A 19,828-nucleotide genomic window follows, 5' to 3' on the forward strand; every position below is an offset into this window, starting at 1 on the left:
CTTACATTCCTCCTATCATGGTGTTATTGCTGATCTTCTTTAAGACCTTTCTCCATCGCCTTCCATGCAAGCGTCGCACATTTAATACGCGCCGGAAACTTCGCCACACCTTGAAGTGCTTCAATATCTTCAAGCTCTATATCATCCGGGTAGTCGTTTCCTTGCATCATATCGGAAAAAATTTGCGAAAGCTTCAGCGCTGTGTCAATATCTTTTCCTTTGACTGCCTGTGTCATCATAGAAGCAGAGGCCATAGAAATCGAGCAGCCTTCACCATCGAACTTTGCATCTGTGACTTTGCCGTCTTCCACATTCAATGTTAAATGAATGCGGTCGCCGCAAGTTGGATTGTTCATATCCACAGTTAAGCTTCCGTCTTCAATCCGTCCCTTATTGCGTGGATTCTTATAATGATCCATGATCACTTGTCGATACAGCTGATCTAAATTATTAAAAGACATCGCTGAAATACTCCTTTGTTTTGACAAGAGCTTTCACTAGCTTGTCAATATCTTCTTCTGTGTTATACACATAAAAGCTCGCTCTAGCTGTCGCCGAAACCTCAAGCCACTTCATTAGAGGCTGTGCACAATGATGGCCGGCACGAACAGCAATTCCTTCTGCATCGAGAACCGTTGCCACATCATGAGAATGCACGTCATCGAGATTAAATGTAACGAGACCGGCACGTTCTTCCCCGGAACGCGGACCGTAAATCTGCATGCCGTTTACTGTACTCATTTGCTCAATCGCATAGCCAGCTAACTGATGCTCATATTTTTCAATTTCATCTAAGCCGATTTCTTCAAGAAAATCAATTGCGGCACCAAGACCAATCGCACCTGCGATAATCGGAGTTCCGCCTTCGAATTTCCAAGGAAGCTCTTTCCAAGTTGACTCATACAGACCGACGAAGTCAATCATCTCTCCGCCAAATTCAACCGGCTCCATCTTTTCAAGAAGATGCTTCTTACCGTATAGAACCCCAATGCCGGTTGGACCGCACATTTTATGTCCTGATAGTGCAAAGAAGTCACAATCAAGATCTTGAACATCGATCTTCATATGCGGAGCAGACTGCGCTCCATCGACTACCATGATTGCTCCTTTTTCGTGGGCAATTTTAGCAATTTCTTTTACCGGATTAATCGTTCCAAGCACATTGGAAACCATCATGATCGAAACAATCTTAGTTTTGTCAGTAATGATTTCTTTCGCATCTTCTAATAAAACCGAACCATTGTCTTGCAGCGGCAAATATTTAAGCGTTGCGCCTTTTTCTTTCGCCAGCTGCTGCCAAGGGATAATATTGCTGTGATGCTCCATATAGGTGATGACAATTTCATCGCCTTCTTTCACTTCGGCACGGCCGTAGCTAGAAGCAACAAGGTTTAACGCAGTCGTTGTTCCGCGGGTGAAAATAATTTCTTCCGTGGCCGTTGCATTGATGAATTTACGCACTTTATCGCGCGCTCCCTCATAAGAGTCCGTTGCTCTCGTGCCAAGCGTATGGACTCCGCGGTGTACATTGGAATTGTCTTCGCGATAATATTTATCCAAGGCCTCAATTACCTGAACAGGTTTTTGAGAAGTAGCTGCACTGTCTAAATACACAAGCGGATGACCGTTCACTTCTTGATGAAGAATCGGGAAATATTGTTTAATTTCCTTGATATTCATTAGCGAACTTTCCTTTCAATCACTTCCGTCAGCTGCTTCTTCACGCCTTCGATCGGAAGTTTGTTCACAACCGGTGCTAAGAAACCGTGAATAACTAAACGCTCTGCCTCCTGCTGAGTGATTCCGCGGCTCATCAAATAGTAAAGCTGCAATGGATCTACACGTCCAACTGATGCCGCGTGTCCTGCCGTTACGTCATCTTCATCAATTAAAAGAATAGGGTTCGCATCTCCGCGAGCTTTATCACTTAGCATTAGAACGCGTGATTCCTGCTCGGCATTCGATTTAGAAGCACCATGTTCAATTTTTCCGATGCCATTGAAAATAGATTTCGCTTCCTCTTTCATTACGCCGTGCTTAAGAATATAGCCCTCTGTGTTTTTACCGAAATGAACGACCTTTGTCGTAAAGTTCTGAGACTGCTTGCCGCGGCCAACGACTACTGTCTTCGTATCGCCTACAGAGCCATCTCCGATTAAGTTCGTTACGTTTTCAGAAATCGTATTGCCGTCATTCATCAATCCTAATGACCATTCAATGCGTGCATCACGGCCTGTGATTCCGCGGCGGTTCACATAAGTAGTGACACCCGCTGCTAATGTATCCACTGCACCGTAAGCAACATTTGCATTGTTTCCTGCAACCACTTCCGTAATAATGTTAGCTACACCGTTTTCCACATCTGTTGTCGAAACATAGTTTTCAACGTAAGTAACTGAACTGTTATCGTCTGCTACCACAAGCACATGGTTGAAAAGAGTTGCTTTCGCGTCATCTTGAACAAAAACGGCTTGAATTGGTTCTTTTACTTCTACATTTTTCGGAACATATAAGAAGATTCCGCCGTTCATTAATGCAGCATGAAGCGCCGTCAGCTTGTGTTCATTCACTTTTACAACATCAGACATGAAATACTTTTGTACAAGATCGCTATGTTCTTTAACAGCTGTCACAATATCAGTGAAAATAACTCCTTGTGCCTTTAGCTCTTCGCTTAAAGAAAGGAAAGAAGCTGTATTGTTACGCTGTACATATAAGTTTTTATCTTGTTTTTCTAGATCTATTAAAACCTTCGCTTGTTCAGGAAGTTCCTCTAAAGAAGCATACGCTTCACTTTTTAACTCTTTATAATCAAATTCTGTAAAATTCCACTTGTCGATCTTTGTTTTATCAGGTCTTGGCATCGGCAGATCAGATGCAAGATCTAAAGCAGCCAGGCGCATATCTGTCAGCCACTGGCTCTCGCCTTTTTCTTCTGACAATGAGCGTATATACTCTTTGTCTGCTGGTAATTTAATTTCTACAGTCATGTTCATCCTCCTAAGCTATCGGGCTGATCGGGCTCTTCTGTATAGCAAACGCTTGAAATGGGGACTCAAACCTGCCCCTAAATTCAAGCGCCCATTCCTTTAACTATCTATAGAAACGTTCTATCAAAGAAAAGCATGAGAGGCCTGGCCTTTCGCCAGCCTCCGCTGCCTCATATAGAGTGATCTCTATTATTAGGCTTGACCTACAGTTTCGTCTTCAATGCCTAACTCTTGTTTAATCCAGTCATAACCTTCTGACTCAAGACGTTGTGCAAGCTCTGGACCGCCGGACTTAACAATGCGGCCTTGCATCATTACGTGTACTTTATCAGGTGTAATATAGTTAAGAAGACGCTGATAGTGAGTAATCATTAAGCAGCCGAAATCTTCTCCGCGCATTTTGTTAATTCCTTTTGAAACAACTTTCAATGCGTCAATGTCTAACCCGGAATCGATCTCATCAAGAATCGCGATTTTCGGTTCGATCATCATTAATTGAAGAATTTCGTTGCGTTTTTTCTCCCCGCCGGAGAAGCCTTCATTTAAGTAACGCTGTGCCATATCAGGATCCATTTCAAGGTACTCCATGTTTTGATCCATTGTGCGAATGAACTTCATTAATGAAATTTCATCGCCTTCTTCGCGTCGGCTATTAATAGAAGAACGTAGGAAATCGGCATTTGTTACTCCGCTGATTTCACTTGGGTATTGCATCGCAAGAAACAGACCCGCACGAGCGCGTTCGTCTACTTCCATTTCTAATACATCTTCACCATCTAGCAAGATGCTTCCAGAAGTCACTTCATATTTAGGATGACCCATAATTGCAGAAGATAAAGTTGATTTACCTGTTCCATTTGGACCCATGATTGCGTGGAATTCTCCACCTTTTATTTCAAGGTTTACACCTTTTAAAATTTCTTTCCCATCAATTGCTACGTGTAAATCCTTAACTGTTAAAGTTGAAGCTGTCATCTCTATACCTCCATCATCATTATCGATCTCTATTGTCGACGTTTATTGTCATTCTCAATTTATTCTCATTACAATCTTATAACAAATGAAAACTATATTCAACCAGTGAAAACTATTTGTTTCTTAAATCATAAAATTAATTTCAAAAACTGAACGAATTTTCTCAATATTATACAATTCGCCTATATCTTCTTTATTTTATCCAATATTTTTAAGGTTATGTTATCTTGTTTTTTGTATATACATGTATAAATAATGATTGATAGAGTGAATCCCCGTATTTTCAATTAAACGCATATAACTGAAAAAGCCAGCGGATTTAGTCGCTGGCTTTTTCAGTTGAAACATTATGATATATGATTGGTAAACTTGCGGTTATAGTCTGCTACCATCCGTTGGCTTTCGATATACTCTTCTTCACGTTTCTTTTCAACATCCATTCTCACTTTGTGCTCTTGACTGTAAACCTCATATCCTACTCCATGGGCTCCGTGCATAGCTTTTTCCATACCTTCTGTGTACGAGAAATTTAGTGAGTTACTATTAATGGGGAATCAATCCTTTCAGTTTTTTGAAACATTTAAGACTCTCTTATCTTAGCAAGGATGGCAGTAATATACAAAACGCATATTCCGCCTTATCACTTGCTCACAACTCATATTTCTTGCTGACACTTGTTATTTATCCGCATACGTAAAATATAAACCTTTTCCTCCCATATTCGTAATATTTAGATATTTCAATCTCCATATTACCGCAATAAAAAGCTTGACCCCTTAAAGGATCAAGCAGGAGTACAATAAGGTGTTAATGACTGCCTGTTTGCAGCTCCATTACTGCTTCTTGCACAAGTGTGACCGCCTGGCTCATTGCAGCTCCACCGCCAAAAGCAGCAGCAACTCCTAATGTCTCCAAGATTTCTTCTTCACTGCATCCTTGGTCTAAGCATCCTTTAACATGATAAATAATGCAATATTCATCTTGAGAATAAACACTAATTCCCAAAGCAATTAACTGCTTTTCTTTTTGAGCAATTTTTCCTTCTTTAAAGCATGCGGCTGTAAACTCGTTATAATGATGAGCAAGGTCCGGCATCTTTTCTGAGAAAACTCCAAGACCTTCTTTATATTCCATTAACGCGGCTTGTGTTGAGTTATAAGATTCCTGTTGCATAGTGCCCCACCTCCATTTTTTCTCTTGCTTAATATGCATCTATATAGATTTTATATACAAAAAAACTGACCCCAATGGAGTCAGTTTTTACTAGAACTTATTCGTTAACCGGTACAACAGAACCTTTCCACTCTTCAAGAATGAAGTCTTGAATGTCTTTCGAGCGAAGAACTTCCACTAATGCTTTAATTTTCTCTTTATCTTCGTCACCGCTGCGGACAGCAATGACATTCACATATGGAGATTCTTTATCCTCTACAGCAATGGAATCTTTTAAAGGATTCAAACCTGCATCAATCGCATAGTTAGAGTTAATTAACACCGCGTCGCCTTCTCCATTGTTATACACTTGAGGAAGAAGTGATGCTTCATAATTGTAATCAAACTCTAAATCCTTTTTATTTTCTTCAATATCTTCAATTTTTGCTTCTTCTTTCTTCACGCCTTCTTTTAACTTAATTAACCCTTTTTTCTCAAGCATTGTTAAAATACGGCCGTGATCGGCAACTGAGCTGCTCATTAAAATTTTTGCGCCTTTTGGCAGTTCTTCTAAGCTTTTATGCTTTTTAGAATAAACACCGATTGGCTCAATGTGAATTCCGCCAGCATTTTCAAATTTGTAGCCATGTTCTTTCTTTTGAGATTCAAGGTATGGAACGTGCTGGAAATAGTTCGCATCTAATTCACCTTCATCTAATACTTTGTTCGGCAAAATATAATCTTGGAACGTTTCAATTTCTAATTCATACCCTTTTTCTTCAAGCAAAGGCTTTGCTTCCTCTAAAATAATGGCATGTGGAACATTGGAAGCACCAACAACGATCTTCTTATCGTCTTTGTCGCCGCCTTCAGATTTTTCTTCCTTTTCGTCAGCTCCGCCGCATGCTGCTAAAGCCAGCACCACTGTAGCTGTAAGTAAAGCTAATAACCACCTTTTCATTACATGTTTCCTCCTTTTTTATATCTATTATCTCTTATCCAACTTAGTGGTAAACCTGTCACCAATAAATTGAATAGCAAATACGATGATTAAAATAATGATCGTTGCCATTATAGTCACGTCATTTCGGCTGCGCTGGAATCCATCTAGGTAAGCAAGGTTTCCAAGTCCTCCTGCACCAATGACGCCGGCCATCGCTGTGTAACCAACTAATGCAATGGCTGTAACCGTAATACCGGATATTAAAGCGGGCATCGATTCAGGCAGCAGCACTTTAAAAATGATGGTGCTTGTCTTTGCCCCCATCGCTTTCGCCGCTTCAATGACTCCTTTATCAATTTCCCTTAGACCAATTTCCACCATCCGCGCGTAAAATGGAGCTGCACCGATAATTAACGCAGGCAAAGCTGCATTTTCACCAATAATGGAACCTACTAGTGCTTTTGTAAAAGGAATTAATAAAACGATTAAAATGATGAACGGAATGGAGCGAAACACGTTTACAAATGCCGCGACAATCGTATAAACGATTTTATTTTCCCAAATGTTATCTTTTGATGTTAAAAACAGCAGGAGTCCTAAGACTGTTCCTAATATAAAAGTGACAAGAACAGAGATTCCCGTCATATACAAAGTTTCAATCGTGGCCTCCCACATCTTTTCTCCATCTACGTTTGGAAACCATTGGTTAAGCATAGGTAATCACCTCCGAGTCGACTTGATGCTGTTCTAAGTAGGCTACCGCTCCGGTGACTTCTTCTTTCGGTCCAGTTAAGTGAACGAATAATGAGCCATATGCTCCGTTTTGTGTATGGGAGACTTTCCCCTGCACAATGTTTACCGCAATGTTAAATCGGCGTATTAACTCCGTAATAATCGGCTGTTCCGCTGATTCTCCGATAAACGTCAGCTTCACTACTTGTCCTTCTGGCATTTGCTCTAGTAAATGCTGAATCGTTTCTTTTGATTCTTCCGGTTCCGTTACCTGCTGAACGAAGCGCTTAGTAATCGGCTGCTCCGGCTTTTTAAACACATCGAGCACGGGACCTATTTCTACTACACGTCCCTCTTCCATCACAGCTACCCGGTGACAAATTTTTCTAATCACGTGCATCTCATGTGTAATCAGCACGATTGTCAAACCAAGACGTTTATTAATATCAACTAGCAGTTCTAAAATGGAGTCCGTTGTTTGCGGATCAAGCGCAGATGTCGCTTCATCGCATAAAAGCACTTTCGGATTATTAGCCAGCGCTCTTGCAATGCCAACCCGCTGTTTTTGTCCGCCGCTCAGCTGAGAAGGATAGGAATCTTCTCTTCCTTCTAGTCCTACCAGCTTAATCAGCTCGTCCACTCGCTCTTTTCTTTCCTTCTTGCCGATCCCTGCAATTTCAAGCGGAAAAGCGATATTCTCCCGAACCGTTCTTGACCAGAGAAGGTTAAAATGCTGGAAGATCATGCTGATTTCCTGGCGAGCTTTTCGAAGCGCGCCTCCTTTAATTTTGGAAATCTCTCTGCCTGCTACAGTCACAGTTCCTGAAGTGGGTGCTTCCAACCCGTTCAGCATACGGATCATTGTACTTTTTCCCGCTCCACTGTAGCCAATAATGCCGAAGATTTCTCCCTCTTGAATGTTTAAATTTATATCATCTACCGCCGTAACTGGTCCGTTTCTAGTAGAAAACACCTTTTTTACGTTTGCAATCGAAATCATGATGCCTCAACTCCTCGAATGTCCATTAATTAACCTAAAATAAAAAAGCCTCCCGCATGTGAGCAGAAAGGCTTTGTCGTTTAAAAATACCTTTCTCTCATCTTTCAAAGCCACAGCTTTGTGTGAATTGGCACCTTTTCAGCACGATCGCTGACGGTTGCCGGGCTTCATAGGGCACATCCCTCCGCCACTCTTGATAAGAGTAAATTAAATTTTCAGTTAGTGCTTTATACTTAAAGGATTTTAACACCCGTTTTTAAACAATGTCAACAAATAAATATAATTATTTAGAAAATTAATTTAAATATTTACTGCATGCTTTTGCTCATACGGCCGGCATAGCCATACATATGATTCAAACCACAGCTGCACACGATAGAAGCCAACTGCTTTCAGAGAACCTAATTTAAGATGAGTCTGCAGCCGCTCACGCCCGGTTAACCAGGAGGAAATCGTCTCGAGACTCCCAATGATCCGCAAATCCGGTGAGGAAGATTGACTCTCTTCGCAACTCATTCCCTGTTGGCTAATCGAAAGCAGCCAGCATCCTTCAACTGTTTCTAGCTGAATAGTTACGGCCTCAGCGGGTAAAAATCCCTTTATATGCGCGCGGTCTCGGCAAGCCTCTTGCAATAGTTGAAGACAATCGTTCATTTTCTTCCCCTCCATTTTCTCTATCTATATATTGTTAGAGAAAACGGGGAATCTTCCTTTATAAATCACTCGACATTTCTTACGCAAATATCGGCAATTTATTTCATATAACGCTGAAGCTGTTCATATACATACGGAACGGATTGAAAGGCATAGATCTTATCCATTAATTCACCATTGCTGAAAATTAGCAAGCAAGGAACACTTTCAATCGCATATTTCTCCGCAAACGTTTCATAATAATTTAAATTGATTCGGGTATATTCATATTCCTTTACAGCACTTTCCACAACATCAAGCATTTTTCCGGCCAGTTCACACGTACCGCACATAGGCGCATAAGCATAAACTGCCAGCAAATCCGCTTGCTCGATTTTTGTATATAATTCTTGCTCTTGTGTCGTACTCATATCATCCATCCTTTTAAAGAAACTCTCTGCGCACATCAATATTCGCACTCAACAGCACCGAAGCTAAGTGGCGATAGGGAGCAGAAGCTACTTCCTTATACACGCGGTCAATATAGAGATGCTGCGCTTCCGGAAATTCACGGACAAATTGTTTGCGCAGCTTTTCACCCGCTTCATCTGCATCGACAAGCACATACACATCGTGCTCAAACAGCTCATCGATTAATTCATCCATTTTGGTTAAACCGATTGTGCCGTTTGTACAAATGATCTCGACTGGTTCATTCACCACTTCCTGCACTTTCCGTTTATCAGACGTGCCCTCAACAATAATCTTCTTCTCCGCTGCCACCGTCATCACCCTTTACCGAATGCTGATTTCTACCTATATTTTCTCTTTTTTTAAAAGGAAATGCAAAAGTTACGAAATGACTTTTCACTCATTGATTTTGTTTTCACTGAATCATGGTTGTTTTCACTCAGTATGAGTTTCTTTTCGCTAAATCCTATTTGTTTTCCAACAGCGCATCTTTCTTTTCATTTACCAGTTTTGTTTTCACTCAGACCTCAATTGTTTTCACTTACAGCCGTTTGTTTTCATTCGAAGTGAAATTTTTTCACTCACTAGGGTTTCTTTCCTTTCGACGGTCAGACAAACCACTTTCATCACGCAAAAAGAGCCTGCAAACCGAATTCAGTTTGCAGGCTCTCATAGTGTTCAAGATTAGTCTTCTTGAGTCATTTCTTGGTATTGTTCAGCTGTCATTAAGCTGTCCACTTGTGAAGCGTCAGATAGTTCAACAACGATCATCCATGCTTTTTCGTATGGAGATTCGTTGACGAATTCCGGGCTGTCATCTAAATCTTCATTTACCTCTACTACTTTACCGCTGACAGGCGCATAAAGTTCAGATACTGTTTTAACAGATTCTACACTTCCGAAAGGCTCATCGGCTTTCACTTCATCGCCAACAGACGGAAGTTCAACGAATACGATATCTCCAAGTTCGGATTGCGCGAATTCTGTGATTCCGATACGAACTTTATCTCCTTCTACCTTTACCCACTCATGTTCTTCTGAATAACGTAATTCTGCTGGTGTACTCATCTGAATCCCTCCATTATATAATTTCAATTAAAACTTTACCTATTATAAAGGCACAAAGCAAGAAAACATACTTTCTGCTGGAATTATAACCATTCCTTCTCATATTGATCTTCTTTGAAGCCAACGGTTACCTTTTCTCCATCTGTCACTAGCGGACGCTTAATCAGCATTCCGTCAGAGGCAAGAATCGTAAGAAGTTCGTCTTCTGAAGCGGTTTTCACCTTGTCCTTTAACCCAAGCTCACGATATTTCTGGCCGCTCGTATTAAAGAATTTCTTCAGCTCCAGCCCACTTTTTTCCACCATCGATTGCAGCTCATCTTTCGAAGGCGGCTCCTCAACAATATGTACGTCTTTGAACTCCACTTGATGTTCTTCCAGCCACTTCTTTGCTTTGCGGCACGTCCCGCATTTGGGATACCAATAAAATGTAAGCGCCATACCTTTGCCGTCCTCCTCTACTTTTCATTCAGTCGGCCAATGTGCAGCGGCCTAACTTTAATTATTTTCGACATTCATACTCTTTATCCTTTTTATTTTCTTCAATTTTTCTTAAAAGTGAATGCATTTGCTGGAGTTTTTCTTTTAACAAGAATAAAATAAGTGCCACAGGAGGAGATGTATATGCAACGAGTTCAATTGACAGAAGACTTATCTTTTTCAAGGATCGTTCACGGGTTGTGGCGTTTATCTGATTGGCAGTATTCGAAAGAACAGACGCTTGATCTAATCGAACATTGCCTGGATCAGGGCATCACGACTTTTGATCATGCGGATATTTATGGAAGCTATACTTGCGAAGCTTTATTCGGTGAAGCGTTGGCGTTAAAGCCTGAACTTCGCGAGAAAATGGAAATCGTCACAAAGACCGGCATTAAACTCAAATCGAAAAATCGTCCGGCTCACACGATTAAACAGTACGACACTAGCAAAGAACATATCGTGTCCTCTGTTAACCAATCATTAAAAAACTTACAGACAGACTATATTGATGTCCTCCTCATTCACCGTCCAGATCCATTTATGAATCCGGCGGAAACAGCAGAAGCCTTCCTTGAATTAAAACAATCGGGAAAGGTTCGCCACTTCGGGGTATCGAATTTTAAACAATCACAATTTGCTATGCTGCAGTCTTACTTGGATTTCCCACTTGTGACCAATCAAATTGAATTGTCTGCTTACCAGCTCGAAAATGTTGAAGATGGCACACTCGACCTTTGCCAAGAAAAAAGAATCGCTCCCATGGCTTGGTCTCCACTTGCCGGTGGAAAGATCTTTTCAGCTGATGATGAAAAAGCGGTTAGATTACGGGAAAAGTTAGTCGAAATCCAAAAGGACACAGGAGCAAACGGCATTGACCAAGTCCTCTACGCTTGGCTGCTAGCTCATCCAGCTTCGATTATTCCAATTGTAGGTTCAGGTAAAAAAGAGCGAATCGACCATGCTGTTCAAGCTCTTGACGTACATCTAAACCGGGAACAATGGTTTGATATCCTGCAGACATCTATGGGACATGAGGTGCCTTAATTAAAATATTGTTAAAGACATTCCATCTGCTGGAACAAAAAATCTGCCTTTTACATGTAAGGCAGATTTTTTGTTATAATTATATAACAGGTTTCACTGTACGAAGGGAGTTAGTAGCGTGATCTCATCATTTGAAAAAATAAATTTATCCGGCAACAAGCTAGCGGAAGTCTTTTTGAATAAGACCTTAGATGGTCGATACATTGTGGCGATTCCGATGATTAATTGGTCCGCAAGCTTTAATGAGCTCGATGAATTCACGCACCAATTCGATCACCTGCAGACATCACTCAACCACCACCTATATGAAGGTGATACAGATAAATTAGCAGAAGCCATTATTAATATGGTCAAGCAGCTTTAATAGTAAAAAGCAGCATCTGCTATACAACTAGGCATAAAAATTATTAACGTCTAGTTTCGTGCCCAGCATTGAAACATGGACAAATACCAAGAAGAGAACTGTTTCCTAGCAGTTCTCTTTTTTAATAAGAAAAAGAAAAAATTTTTTAAAAATATTTTTTTAAAGCTGCAGATTTTTATAAACATGAACACCAAAAACCTGATTAATTAGGCTTGGAAGGTGTTTTTTTATTTTTCAAAAAACTCAAAAACAATTATATAACAGGTGTTGACTTATCACTTCTGTTATAATACAATGAATTTAACAACAACACATACTAAAAACGAGGAGGTCATCAATATGATGCCATTAGAATTCTACCGTAACATTCCAGGAAAAGAGTGCTGCCAATGCGGAGGACAAATCATCGAACAACATGAGTCTTACCATAGCGAGTGTGAGCACTGCCTAAGCAAAGTAGAAGAGTAAGGAGAAACGATCTTGATAATAGCCAAAACATTCACGTGATGATCCGCCTGTTCATATGAGACAGAGCGGATTTTTTTTTGCGTTCATTTTCTCTCTTCCCATCTGTTGTAATACAGAAAGATAGTCCCCCCTCCTTACCAATAAAAACAAGCTGACTCGCCTAATCGCTGTTTAACGATCTGTGGAGTCAGCCTACTTTTTATTTCAAATAATAGTATTCCTTCATTTTATCCACAAATGTTTGAAAAGCTGCTTCTTCTGACAAATTAGCCAGCATTCCCCGCAACATAGCAGAACGCGGTTCACCCGTTTGAATTTCCTTTTCAAGCACATCAAGAGAGACCATGATTTCTTCCGTCCATTCTTCCCCCTTGAATATAGAAAGCTGGGTAAGAATCCAGTGATCGTCTGTATTTTCCTGAAATAATTCATTCATCACCACTGGAGGAATAATGGGCTGATGCGTACGTTTTTCAAATCCTTCTACTAAATCATCCGCACAGTTAAGAACATACACGGCAAATTGGCGATAGTTAATTTGGATATGATCCGTCATCATTAACTGAAGGAAGGCATGGAGAATTCCCTGAAGAGTGATTGACAGGTCCCAAAAATAGGGATCAACCTTCTCTCCATAAATAGCTGAAAGCCGCTTTCGATAAAATTGATTGGTTTCTTTACGCATTTTAAAGATAAACTTCTCAATCTCCTCATTATAAGGAATGGCATTTTCTCGAGCTTGCATAATAAGAAACTCTTTATGCTGATGAATCTCTCGCACTTGGCATTCGATTTGCTTAATGAACTTTTCCCTAGGAGATAGCTTTTCCTCTTCTATTTCATTCAATTTTTCAAATAAAAGTTCAAAATAATAGTTTAGAACCGCAAGTAAAAGCTCTTCTTTCGATTTAAAATGTAAGTAAAAGGCTCCTTTTGAAATACCGCATACCTTTGCTATTTCTTGAATAGAAGTTGTAGCAAAGCCTTTTTCGGCAAACAACTTCATCGACTCTTCTATTAAACGTCTTTTCTTTTCATTCATATATGTTCACCTCATGTTCTCATTATGACTCATCGGTCATGATTTTAAAACAATTTTCATTGACAGTTGACCGATCAGTCATATATATTGAGTAAAAAATGACCGGTTGGTCAAAGAGGAGCTTGTAGATGAATCAATTAATTAATTTCGTCTTGAAAAACAAATTTGCCGTCTGGCTAATCACGACGATCATTACAGCGGCTGGTTTATATTCAGGACTTTCTATGAAATTGGAAACCCTTCCGAATATTACCCCTCCCATTGTAACCGTGACTACGATATACCCGGGTGCTACACCTGAAGAAGTGGCCAATAGCGTGTCAGAACCTATTGAAAAACAACTTCAAAATTTAAATGGAGTAAAAACTGTTAGTTCTACTTCCTTTCAAAATGCATCTTCCGTCCAAGTGGAATATTCCTTCTCCACCGATATGGAAAAAGCAGAACAGGAAGCAGCAGAAGCCTTAGCCGATCTTGACTTCCCTAAAAATGTACAAGAGCCTGATGTCTCACGGTTAAGTATTAACGCTTTTCCAATTATGGCACTCAGTCTGTCGGATAAAGATTTATCTCTGTCCGAACTAACAGCTGTTGCGGAGAAAAATATTGTGCCTGAGCTCGAGGGACTTGAAGGCGTCGCAACCGTTCAAATGTCCGGGCAGCAAATCGAGCAAGCAAGTGTTGTATTTAATAAAGAGAAACTTGCACAGCTCAAGTTAGACGAAGAAACTGTGACACAAATGATTCAAGCTTCTGATCTAGTCGCACCGCTCGGTTTATTTACTTTTGGCGATACGGAAAAATCGGTCATGATAGATGGAAATATTACAACTCTTGAAGATCTGAAAAACCTGCCAATAGGCCCGATGACTCTTTCCGATATAGCCACAATTAAATTCGCTGGCAAAGCGGAATCGATCTCAAGAACAAACGGTCAGGAATCCATTGGCCTGCAAATCGTCAAAGCAGCCGATGCCAATACGGTGGATGTGGCGAATGAAGTCAAAGAAAAAGTGACTCAGTTTAAATCTGATATTGATGGTCTGACAATTACAACTACATTTGATCAAGGCGGTCCGATTGAAGAATCGGTCAAAACGATGCTGAGCAAAGCATTATTCGGAGCCATCTTTGCTGTTATTATCATCTTGCTATTCCTGCGTGATGTACGTTCAACGATTATCTCTGTCATTTCGATACCGTTATCTATTTTGATCGCACTTATTTTGTTAAAGCAAATGGATATCACTTTAAACATCATGACACTTGGTGCAATGACCGTGGCTATTGGTCGGGTCATTGATGACTCAATTGTTGTCGTAGAAAATATTTATCGAAGACTGGCTCTGAAAGAGGAAAAATTAAAAGGAAAAGAATTAATTCGTGAAGCAACCAAAGAAATGTTTCTTCCGATTATGTCCTCCACCTTGGTAACAATTGCTGTCTTCTTGCCATTAGGTTTAGTAGATGGACCAGTTGGAGAACTCTTTTTACCATTCGCATTGACAGTTGTATTTGCTCTTTCAGCTTCTCTTTTAGTGGCAGTTACAATCGTGCCGATGCTAGCACACACTATGTTTAAACGCGGCGTCAAAACGAAAAACCATGAAGAAAAGCCTGGTTTACTAGCGGCTAAATATCGTTCTTTGTTGAACTGGACACTTAACCATAAAATCATTACCTTTTTAACAGCGATTTTGCTGTTAGCAGGCAGTTTTTTCCTAGTGCCAAAAATTGGTGTAAGCTTCCTTCCAGGCGAAGAGGAAAAAATGGTAGTTGTCACTTATTCCCCTGAACCTGGGCAGACCCAAGAAGAAGTGGCAGAGATCGCCCTTGAAACAGAAACTTATTTTATGAATAAAACAGATGTCAAAACCGTTCAGTATTCGGTTGGCAGTGCCAATCCAATGAGTCCAGGACAAACAAACAGTGCGATGTTTTATGTCATCTATAAAGACGAGACGAAGAATTTTACAGAGAAAAAAGATAACGTGATCGTTGATTTGCAAGAATCAGCTAAAAATGGCAAATGGGCCACACAAGACTTTTCTGCTAGTGCCGGCAGCAACGAAATTGCCGTCAACATTTTTGGAGATAACATTTCAGATATTGAACCGCTCGTTTCAGATGTAGAAGAAATGATGAATAAAAGCGGTGATTTCAAAAAGGTAGAAACGAGTCTAGCTGACTCTTATGAAGAATATACACTGAAAGCTGATCAGAAAAAGCTGGCTGCTGCAGGGTTAACAGCCGGCCAAGTAGCGATGAAGCTCTCTCCAGTACGAGAGAAGCCAATACTCACCACGGTTGAAAAAGATGGGAAAGATTTAAATGTGTACGTTGAAGTTCCCGTTCAAAACTATAAATCAATTGATAGCATAACCTCCCAATCTATCCAGACGAATACCGGTCAAACGGTGACAATTGGTGATGTTATGAACGTCGAAGAAGGCAAAACATCAGATACCATTTCAAGACGCGACCGAAAAGTATTCGTAGACGTAAGCGGTGAATTGAAAGGCGAAGACGTGTCTGCTGCATCAGCAAGCCTACAGAAAAAGCTAGATGCACTTGAATTACCGCCGGGCACCGATGTGGAACTGGGCGGTGTGACACAGGATATTAATGAATCCTTTACTCAGCTGGGCCTCGCTATGCTGGCAGCTGTAGCGATTGTCTACCTAATATTGGTGATTACATTTGGAGGCGGACTCGCTCCTCTGGCCATTCTTTTCTCTCTGCCATTCACAATTATCGGGGCTCTAGTTGCTCTCTTAATTGCCGGTGAGACGATTAGTATTTCTTCCATGATTGGGGCGCTCATGCTGATTGGAATCGTGGTAACGAATGCCATCGTATTGATTGACCGCGTGATTCATAAGGAACAGGAAGGTTTCTCTACTCGCGAGGCTTTGCTTGAAGCAGGAGCTACCCGATTGCGTCCTATCTTAATGACCGCCTTGGCGACCATCGGAGCCCTGCTGCCATTGGCTCTCGGATTTGAAGGCGGAGGATTGATCTCTAAAGGATTGGGCGTTACCGTCATTGGCGGCTTAACCAGCTCTACCCTGCTTACCCTGATTATCGTGCCAATTGTTTATGAAGTATTAATGAAACGGAAAAAGAAGAAAGCCTGATTGAAAGTATAAAATTTAGCTTTAAATAGAAGAGTTTAGAAGTCCAATTCCCATGGGAGTTGGACTTCTTTTCATATTTAATTGCCCCCATAAAGAGAATTCGCTAGACTCCATCCGATAAATCAACATCTAGTCATAATTCTTTCAAAAGCCGTTCTTCCAATGGTACACCGCTAAAGCTTCATATAAAAAAAGACCGCTCCAATATCGGAACGGCCAAACATTTTGGTGTAGTTGAATGGGTAGTGCAGTCATGTCTTACATTCATTGCTTCATTAGCAGGTCAATACGTTCAATCGTTTGATTGTTTTTTAAACAGCGAAGCGTTCTGCATCAATTAATTTTGCAGCAGCTTCACGCTTTTTCGCAATGACATTGATTGGTGTATGGCGAGTTAGTTTGCGTAGGACAGACATCATCATACGCAGGCTGTCTCCACTTTCCACAGCAACTAATGTTTCTTTCGCATGAGCTTCTAGTTCATTGAATGCTTCTTGACAGAAGATCTCCGTGTATAGAACTTTTTGCTTGTTTTTCTCTTCGCCTGTTGCTGCAATTGCTTTTTCCGTGCGAAGAACAACAGATTCCATCGCATATACATTGGAAATAATATCAGCCAGGTTAGACAATACTTCCTGCTCTTGCTCTAATTCTTTGCCGTATTTCTGAACAGCAAGGCCCGCAGCAAGCAAAGCGATTTTCTTAGCGTTTTTCACTAAATATTTTTCTTGTGCCAACGTTTCTGTCCCGACCTCTTCAGGCATCATCATCATTAATGAATCTTGAAGTTCCTTCGCTTTTTCAAACAGAGGAAGCTCGCCCTTGAAAGCTTTACGAACATACGTGCCTGGTACGATCAAACGGTTGATTTCATTCGTACCTTCGAAAATACGGTTAATTCGGGAATCGCGATACATTCTTGCGATTTCGTACTCTTCCATAAAGCCATAGCCGCCATGGATCTGTACGCCTTCATCTACCATATAATCAAGCACTTCTGTACCGAAGAATTTACCAAGTGAGCACTCAATCGCATATTCTGCAATCGAACCTGCAATCGCCAAACCATTCTTTTGCTCTTCTTCTGACATCTGGCTCATGCGGTCTTCAAAGTAGCCTACTGTGCGGTAGATCGCACTTTCATTCGCATATAATTTAGCGCCCATTGTACCGAATTTCTCTTTTGTTAAGTTAAAAGAGGAAATTGGTGTTTTAAACTGCTGGCGCTGATTCGCATACTTCAATGTGATTTCAAGCGCACGTTTCGAGCTTCCTACTGTACCTACTCCTAGTTTGTAGCGGCCGATATTCAAAATGTTAAACGCGATAATATGGCCTTTGCCCACTTCACCAAGCAGATTTTCTTTTGGCACTTCAGCATCTTGCAGAATTAATGTACGGGTCGAGGAGCTTTTAATTCCCATCTTTTCTTCTTCCGCTCCTGTTGAAACGCCAGGGAACTCGCCTTCAACGATAAAGGCAGAGAATTTATCGCCATCAATTTTGGCGTAAACAACGAACACATCAGCAAAACCGGCATTGGTAATCCATTGCTTTTCTCCGTTTAGTACATAATGCGTGCCTGCATCATTCAGTTTCGCCGTTGTTTTCGCACCCAATGCGTCAGAACCTGAACCCGGCTCCGTTAAAGCATAAGCAGCGATCTTCTCACCTGTCGCGAGTGTCGGCAAGTATTTTTGTTTTTGCTCTTCGTTTCCGAAAAGAACGATTGGAAGAGAGCCGATTCCCACATGGGCACCATGCGTAATCGAGAACCCGCCAGCTACTGCCATTTTTTCCGCGATTAATGCTGAGGAGACTTTATCCAGACTCAGTCCGCCATATTCCTCTGGAACGTCCGCTCCCAAAAGTCCAAGTTCTCCAGCTTCTTGCAATAGTTTCACAGAGCGATCAAACTCGTGTTTTTCAAGGTATGGCACTTCCGGCAGCACACTGTTCATGACATATTCTTCTGTCGTCTTGGCAATCATTTTTTGCTCATCTGAATAATCTTCCGGAGTAAATACTTGGTCATAAGTCATATCCTCAATTAAAAATGCCCCGCCTTTTACAACATTGCTTTCCGTTTGATTTGCCATGTTAATATCCCCCTATTCAAATAGTAGTTAGCTTATAAAATTTCAAATACGCCTGCAGCACCCATACCGCCGCCAATACACATTGTTACTACGCCGAATTGCTGGTTACGGCGCTTCATTTCATGAATTAAAGAAAGGGTTAGTTTTGCACCCGTACAGCCCAGTGGATGTCCTAGCGCAATTGCGCCTCCGTTTACGTTCACTTTCTCTTCATCAAGTCCAAGCTCGCGAATAATCTGGATCGACTGCGACGCAAATGCTTCGTTTAGCTCAAATAGATCGATATCAGACAGTTCCAGACCTGCTAATTTTAAAGCTTTTGGAATTGCTACTACCGGACCGACTCCCATAATTTCTGGAGGCACGCCGCCGACAGCGAATGAGCGGAATTTTGCCATTGGCTTCAAGCCTTGAGACTCTGCACTTTCACGCTCCATCACCATCACTGCAGCCGCTCCATCACTTGTTTGCGAGGCATTTCCTGCAGTTACTGTACCCGTTGTTGAAAATGCCGGACGAAGCTTCGCCAATGTTTCCACCGTCGTGCCTTGGCGAACCCCTTCATCTTGTGAGAAAAGGATGTTCTTTTCTTTTAATTTATTATCTGCTCCTACTTGTCGAAGCGTCACATCTACTGGAACAATTTCGTCTTGGAATTTTCCTTCAGCGATCGCTTTTGCTGCACGCTCATGGCTTCGAACGGCGAAGGCATCCTGATCTTCACGGGAAATGTCGTATTTCTTCGCGACTTCTTCAGCTGTGTGACCCATGCCCATATAATATTCAGGAGCATTTTCAGCCAGCCATATATTCGGGCGAACCACATGCCCCATCATTGGCACTAAACTCATGGATTCGGCACCGCCTGCAATAATCGTTTCAGCTTGGCCGGTCATAATCCGCTCCGCTGCATATGCAATTGATTGCAAACCAGAAGAACAGTAGCGATTGATCGTGATCGCTGGCACTGTGTAAGGAAGTCCTGCCAGAGCACCAATATTCCGGGCCATATTCAATCCCTGTTCTGCTTCCGGCATCGCACATCCAATGATTAAATCATCAATGTCTCCTTCATAATTTCCAGCACGCTTTAACGTTTCTTTGACAACGAGCGCCCCTAAATCATCCGGGCGAACCGTTGCGAGCGTCCCTTTCTTTGCGCGTCCGACCGGAGTTCTTGCCCCGGCGACAATGACTGCTTCTTTCATCCGCTTTCTCCCCCTCGCTT

At 41.3% G+C, this 19,828-nt stretch carries 21 protein-coding genes and 1 riboswitch; of the genes, 4 read left to right on the forward strand and 17 right to left on the reverse strand.

Annotation, left to right across the window (positions count from 1 at the left end):
* Nucleotides 1-23: 23 nt before the first annotated feature.
* The 14 genes from sufU to JOC78_RS07490 form a co-directional block, all read right to left on the reverse strand.
* Nucleotides 24-461, reverse strand: a complete 438-nt coding sequence (gene sufU / locus JOC78_RS07425) for a Fe-S cluster assembly sulfur transfer protein SufU (protein WP_204553878.1) — start codon at nucleotides 459-461, stop codon at nucleotides 24-26.
* The gene (locus tag JOC78_RS07430) at nucleotides 451-1,680 is read right to left on the reverse strand and encodes a cysteine desulfurase (RefSeq protein WP_204553879.1); all 1,230 of its coding nucleotides are present in this window, start codon (nucleotides 1,678-1,680) and stop codon (nucleotides 451-453) included. Before JOC78_RS07430 ends, sufU begins: the two co-directional genes overlap by 11 nt.
* Nucleotides 1,680-2,990, reverse strand: a complete 1,311-nt coding sequence (sufD, locus tag JOC78_RS07435) for a Fe-S cluster assembly protein SufD (RefSeq protein WP_204553880.1) — start codon at nucleotides 2,988-2,990, stop codon at nucleotides 1,680-1,682. Before sufD ends, JOC78_RS07430 begins: the two co-directional genes overlap by 1 nt.
* 192 nt (nucleotides 2,991-3,182) lie before the next feature.
* A complete protein-coding gene (sufC, locus tag JOC78_RS07440) occupies nucleotides 3,183-3,965 on the reverse strand; it encodes a Fe-S cluster assembly ATPase SufC (protein WP_204553881.1) in 783 nt (260 codons plus the stop codon).
* 347 nt (nucleotides 3,966-4,312) lie between these two features.
* Nucleotides 4,313-4,474, reverse strand: coding sequence for a YuzK family famiily protein (locus tag JOC78_RS07445; protein ID WP_204553882.1), 162 nt, complete (start codon nucleotides 4,472-4,474; stop codon nucleotides 4,313-4,315).
* A gap of 298 nt (nucleotides 4,475-4,772) precedes the next feature.
* Entirely contained in the window at nucleotides 4,773-5,138 is a 366-nt protein-coding gene (locus tag JOC78_RS07450) for a carboxymuconolactone decarboxylase family protein (RefSeq protein WP_204553883.1), read from the reverse strand.
* Nucleotides 5,139-5,235: 97 nt separating this feature from the next.
* A complete protein-coding gene (locus JOC78_RS07455; protein WP_204553884.1) occupies nucleotides 5,236-6,078 on the reverse strand; it encodes a MetQ/NlpA family ABC transporter substrate-binding protein in 843 nt (280 codons plus the stop codon).
* A gap of 27 nt (nucleotides 6,079-6,105) precedes the next feature.
* Nucleotides 6,106-6,774, reverse strand: a complete 669-nt coding sequence (locus JOC78_RS07460; RefSeq protein WP_204553885.1) for a methionine ABC transporter permease — start codon at nucleotides 6,772-6,774, stop codon at nucleotides 6,106-6,108.
* A complete protein-coding gene (locus tag JOC78_RS07465; protein WP_204553886.1) occupies nucleotides 6,767-7,792 on the reverse strand; it encodes a methionine ABC transporter ATP-binding protein in 1,026 nt (341 codons plus the stop codon). Before JOC78_RS07465 ends, JOC78_RS07460 begins: the two co-directional genes overlap by 8 nt.
* Nucleotides 7,793-7,886: 94 nt before the next feature.
* Nucleotides 7,887-7,995, reverse strand: a riboswitch (SAM riboswitch).
* Between the two features lie 97 nt (nucleotides 7,996-8,092).
* On the reverse strand, nucleotides 8,093-8,446 hold the full coding sequence (locus JOC78_RS07470; RefSeq protein WP_204553887.1) for an SCP2 sterol-binding domain-containing protein: 354 nt from the start codon (nucleotides 8,444-8,446) through the stop codon (nucleotides 8,093-8,095).
* A 98-nt stretch (nucleotides 8,447-8,544) separates the two neighbouring features.
* Entirely contained in the window at nucleotides 8,545-8,856 is a 312-nt protein-coding gene (locus JOC78_RS07475; RefSeq protein WP_239587064.1) for a thioredoxin family protein, read from the reverse strand.
* A 13-nt stretch (nucleotides 8,857-8,869) separates the two neighbouring features.
* Nucleotides 8,870-9,214: a toprim domain-containing protein gene (locus JOC78_RS07480; RefSeq protein ID WP_204553889.1), complete on the reverse strand. Its 345-nt coding sequence runs from the start codon at nucleotides 9,212-9,214 to the stop codon at nucleotides 8,870-8,872.
* A gap of 366 nt (nucleotides 9,215-9,580) precedes the next feature.
* Nucleotides 9,581-9,964, reverse strand: a complete 384-nt coding sequence (gene gcvH / locus JOC78_RS07485) for a glycine cleavage system protein GcvH (RefSeq protein ID WP_204553890.1) — start codon at nucleotides 9,962-9,964, stop codon at nucleotides 9,581-9,583.
* Between the two features lie 83 nt (nucleotides 9,965-10,047).
* The gene (locus tag JOC78_RS07490; RefSeq protein ID WP_204553891.1) at nucleotides 10,048-10,404 is read right to left on the reverse strand and encodes an arsenate reductase family protein; all 357 of its coding nucleotides are present in this window, start codon (nucleotides 10,402-10,404) and stop codon (nucleotides 10,048-10,050) included.
* A 183-nt stretch (nucleotides 10,405-10,587) separates the two neighbouring features.
* Here JOC78_RS07490 and JOC78_RS07495 point away from each other — a divergent pair, with 183 nt between their 5' ends.
* The 3 genes from JOC78_RS07495 (at nucleotide 10,588) to yhfH (ending at nucleotide 12,322) form a co-directional block, all read left to right on the forward strand.
* Entirely contained in the window at nucleotides 10,588-11,490 is a 903-nt protein-coding gene (locus JOC78_RS07495; RefSeq protein ID WP_204553892.1) for an aldo/keto reductase, read from the forward strand.
* A gap of 118 nt (nucleotides 11,491-11,608) precedes the next feature.
* Nucleotides 11,609-11,854 carry a YueH family protein gene (locus JOC78_RS07500; protein WP_204553893.1) on the forward strand — a complete coding sequence of 82 codons (246 nt, stop codon included), beginning with the start codon at nucleotides 11,609-11,611 and terminating at the stop codon, nucleotides 11,852-11,854.
* A gap of 339 nt (nucleotides 11,855-12,193) precedes the next feature.
* Nucleotides 12,194-12,322, forward strand: coding sequence for a protein YhfH (gene yhfH, locus JOC78_RS07505; RefSeq protein WP_204553894.1), 129 nt, complete (start codon nucleotides 12,194-12,196; stop codon nucleotides 12,320-12,322).
* 199 nt (nucleotides 12,323-12,521) lie between these two features.
* On the opposite strand, the gene JOC78_RS07510 is transcribed toward yhfH, so the two are convergent.
* On the reverse strand, nucleotides 12,522-13,364 hold the full coding sequence (locus tag JOC78_RS07510; protein WP_204553895.1) for a TetR/AcrR family transcriptional regulator: 843 nt from the start codon (nucleotides 13,362-13,364) through the stop codon (nucleotides 12,522-12,524).
* Nucleotides 13,365-13,492: 128 nt separating this feature from the next.
* On the opposite strand from JOC78_RS07510, the gene JOC78_RS07515 reads away from it, so the two are divergent.
* A complete protein-coding gene (locus JOC78_RS07515; protein ID WP_204553896.1) occupies nucleotides 13,493-16,501 on the forward strand; it encodes an efflux RND transporter permease subunit in 3,009 nt (1,002 codons plus the stop codon).
* A gap of 311 nt (nucleotides 16,502-16,812) precedes the next feature.
* Here the strand turns inward: JOC78_RS07515 and JOC78_RS07520 are convergent, their stop codons facing one another.
* Nucleotides 16,813-18,600, reverse strand: coding sequence for an acyl-CoA dehydrogenase family protein (locus JOC78_RS07520; RefSeq protein ID WP_204553897.1), 1,788 nt, complete (start codon nucleotides 18,598-18,600; stop codon nucleotides 16,813-16,815).
* Nucleotides 18,601-18,632: 32 nt separating this feature from the next.
* Entirely contained in the window at nucleotides 18,633-19,808 is a 1,176-nt protein-coding gene (locus JOC78_RS07525) for an acetyl-CoA C-acetyltransferase (RefSeq protein WP_204553898.1), read from the reverse strand.
* Nucleotides 19,809-19,828: the final 20 nt, after the last annotated feature.

Origin of the sequence: Bacillus ectoiniformans (assembly GCF_016908875.1) — a bacterium.
Lineage (GTDB): Bacteria > Bacillota > Bacilli > Bacillales > Domibacillaceae > Bacillus_BX > Bacillus_BX ectoiniformans.

Bases quoted from the DNA above. Each gene is read 5' to 3' on its own strand.
- yhfH (WP_204553894.1), top strand. From the start codon at position 12,194: ATGATGCCATTAGAATTCTACCGTAACATTCCAGGAAAAGAGTGCTGC.
- JOC78_RS07470 (WP_204553887.1), bottom strand. From the start codon at position 8,446: ATGAACGATTGTCTTCAACTATTGCAAGAGGCTTGCCGAGACCGCGCG.
- JOC78_RS07515 (WP_204553896.1), top strand. From the start codon at position 13,493: ATGAATCAATTAATTAATTTCGTCTTGAAAAACAAATTTGCCGTCTGG.
- JOC78_RS07510 (WP_204553895.1), bottom strand. From the start codon at position 13,364: ATGAATGAAAAGAAAAGACGTTTAATAGAAGAGTCGATGAAGTTGTTT.
- JOC78_RS07475 (WP_239587064.1), bottom strand. From the start codon at position 8,856: ATGAGTACGACACAAGAGCAAGAATTATATACAAAAATCGAGCAAGCG.
- JOC78_RS07520 (WP_204553897.1), bottom strand. From the start codon at position 18,600: ATGGCAAATCAAACGGAAAGCAATGTTGTAAAAGGCGGGGCATTTTTA.
- JOC78_RS07490 (WP_204553891.1), bottom strand. From the start codon at position 10,404: ATGGCGCTTACATTTTATTGGTATCCCAAATGCGGGACGTGCCGCAAA.
- sufD (WP_204553880.1), bottom strand. From the start codon at position 2,990: ATGACTGTAGAAATTAAATTACCAGCAGACAAAGAGTATATACGCTCA.
- JOC78_RS07430 (WP_204553879.1), bottom strand. From the start codon at position 1,680: ATGAATATCAAGGAAATTAAACAATATTTCCCGATTCTTCATCAAGAA.
- JOC78_RS07525 (WP_204553898.1), bottom strand. From the start codon at position 19,808: ATGAAAGAAGCAGTCATTGTCGCCGGGGCAAGAACTCCGGTCGGACGC.
- JOC78_RS07480 (WP_204553889.1), bottom strand. From the start codon at position 9,214: ATGACGGTGGCAGCGGAGAAGAAGATTATTGTTGAGGGCACGTCTGAT.
- JOC78_RS07450 (WP_204553883.1), bottom strand. From the start codon at position 5,138: ATGCAACAGGAATCTTATAACTCAACACAAGCCGCGTTAATGGAATAT.
- JOC78_RS07465 (WP_204553886.1), bottom strand. From the start codon at position 7,792: ATGATTTCGATTGCAAACGTAAAAAAGGTGTTTTCTACTAGAAACGGA.
- gcvH (WP_204553890.1), bottom strand. From the start codon at position 9,964: ATGAGTACACCAGCAGAATTACGTTATTCAGAAGAACATGAGTGGGTA.
- sufU (WP_204553878.1), bottom strand. From the start codon at position 461: ATGTCTTTTAATAATTTAGATCAGCTGTATCGACAAGTGATCATGGAT.
- sufC (WP_204553881.1), bottom strand. From the start codon at position 3,965: ATGACAGCTTCAACTTTAACAGTTAAGGATTTACACGTAGCAATTGAT.
- JOC78_RS07460 (WP_204553885.1), bottom strand. From the start codon at position 6,774: ATGCTTAACCAATGGTTTCCAAACGTAGATGGAGAAAAGATGTGGGAG.
- JOC78_RS07455 (WP_204553884.1), bottom strand. From the start codon at position 6,078: ATGAAAAGGTGGTTATTAGCTTTACTTACAGCTACAGTGGTGCTGGCT.
- JOC78_RS07445 (WP_204553882.1), bottom strand. From the start codon at position 4,474: ATGGAAAAAGCTATGCACGGAGCCCATGGAGTAGGATATGAGGTTTAC.
- JOC78_RS07495 (WP_204553892.1), top strand. From the start codon at position 10,588: ATGCAACGAGTTCAATTGACAGAAGACTTATCTTTTTCAAGGATCGTT.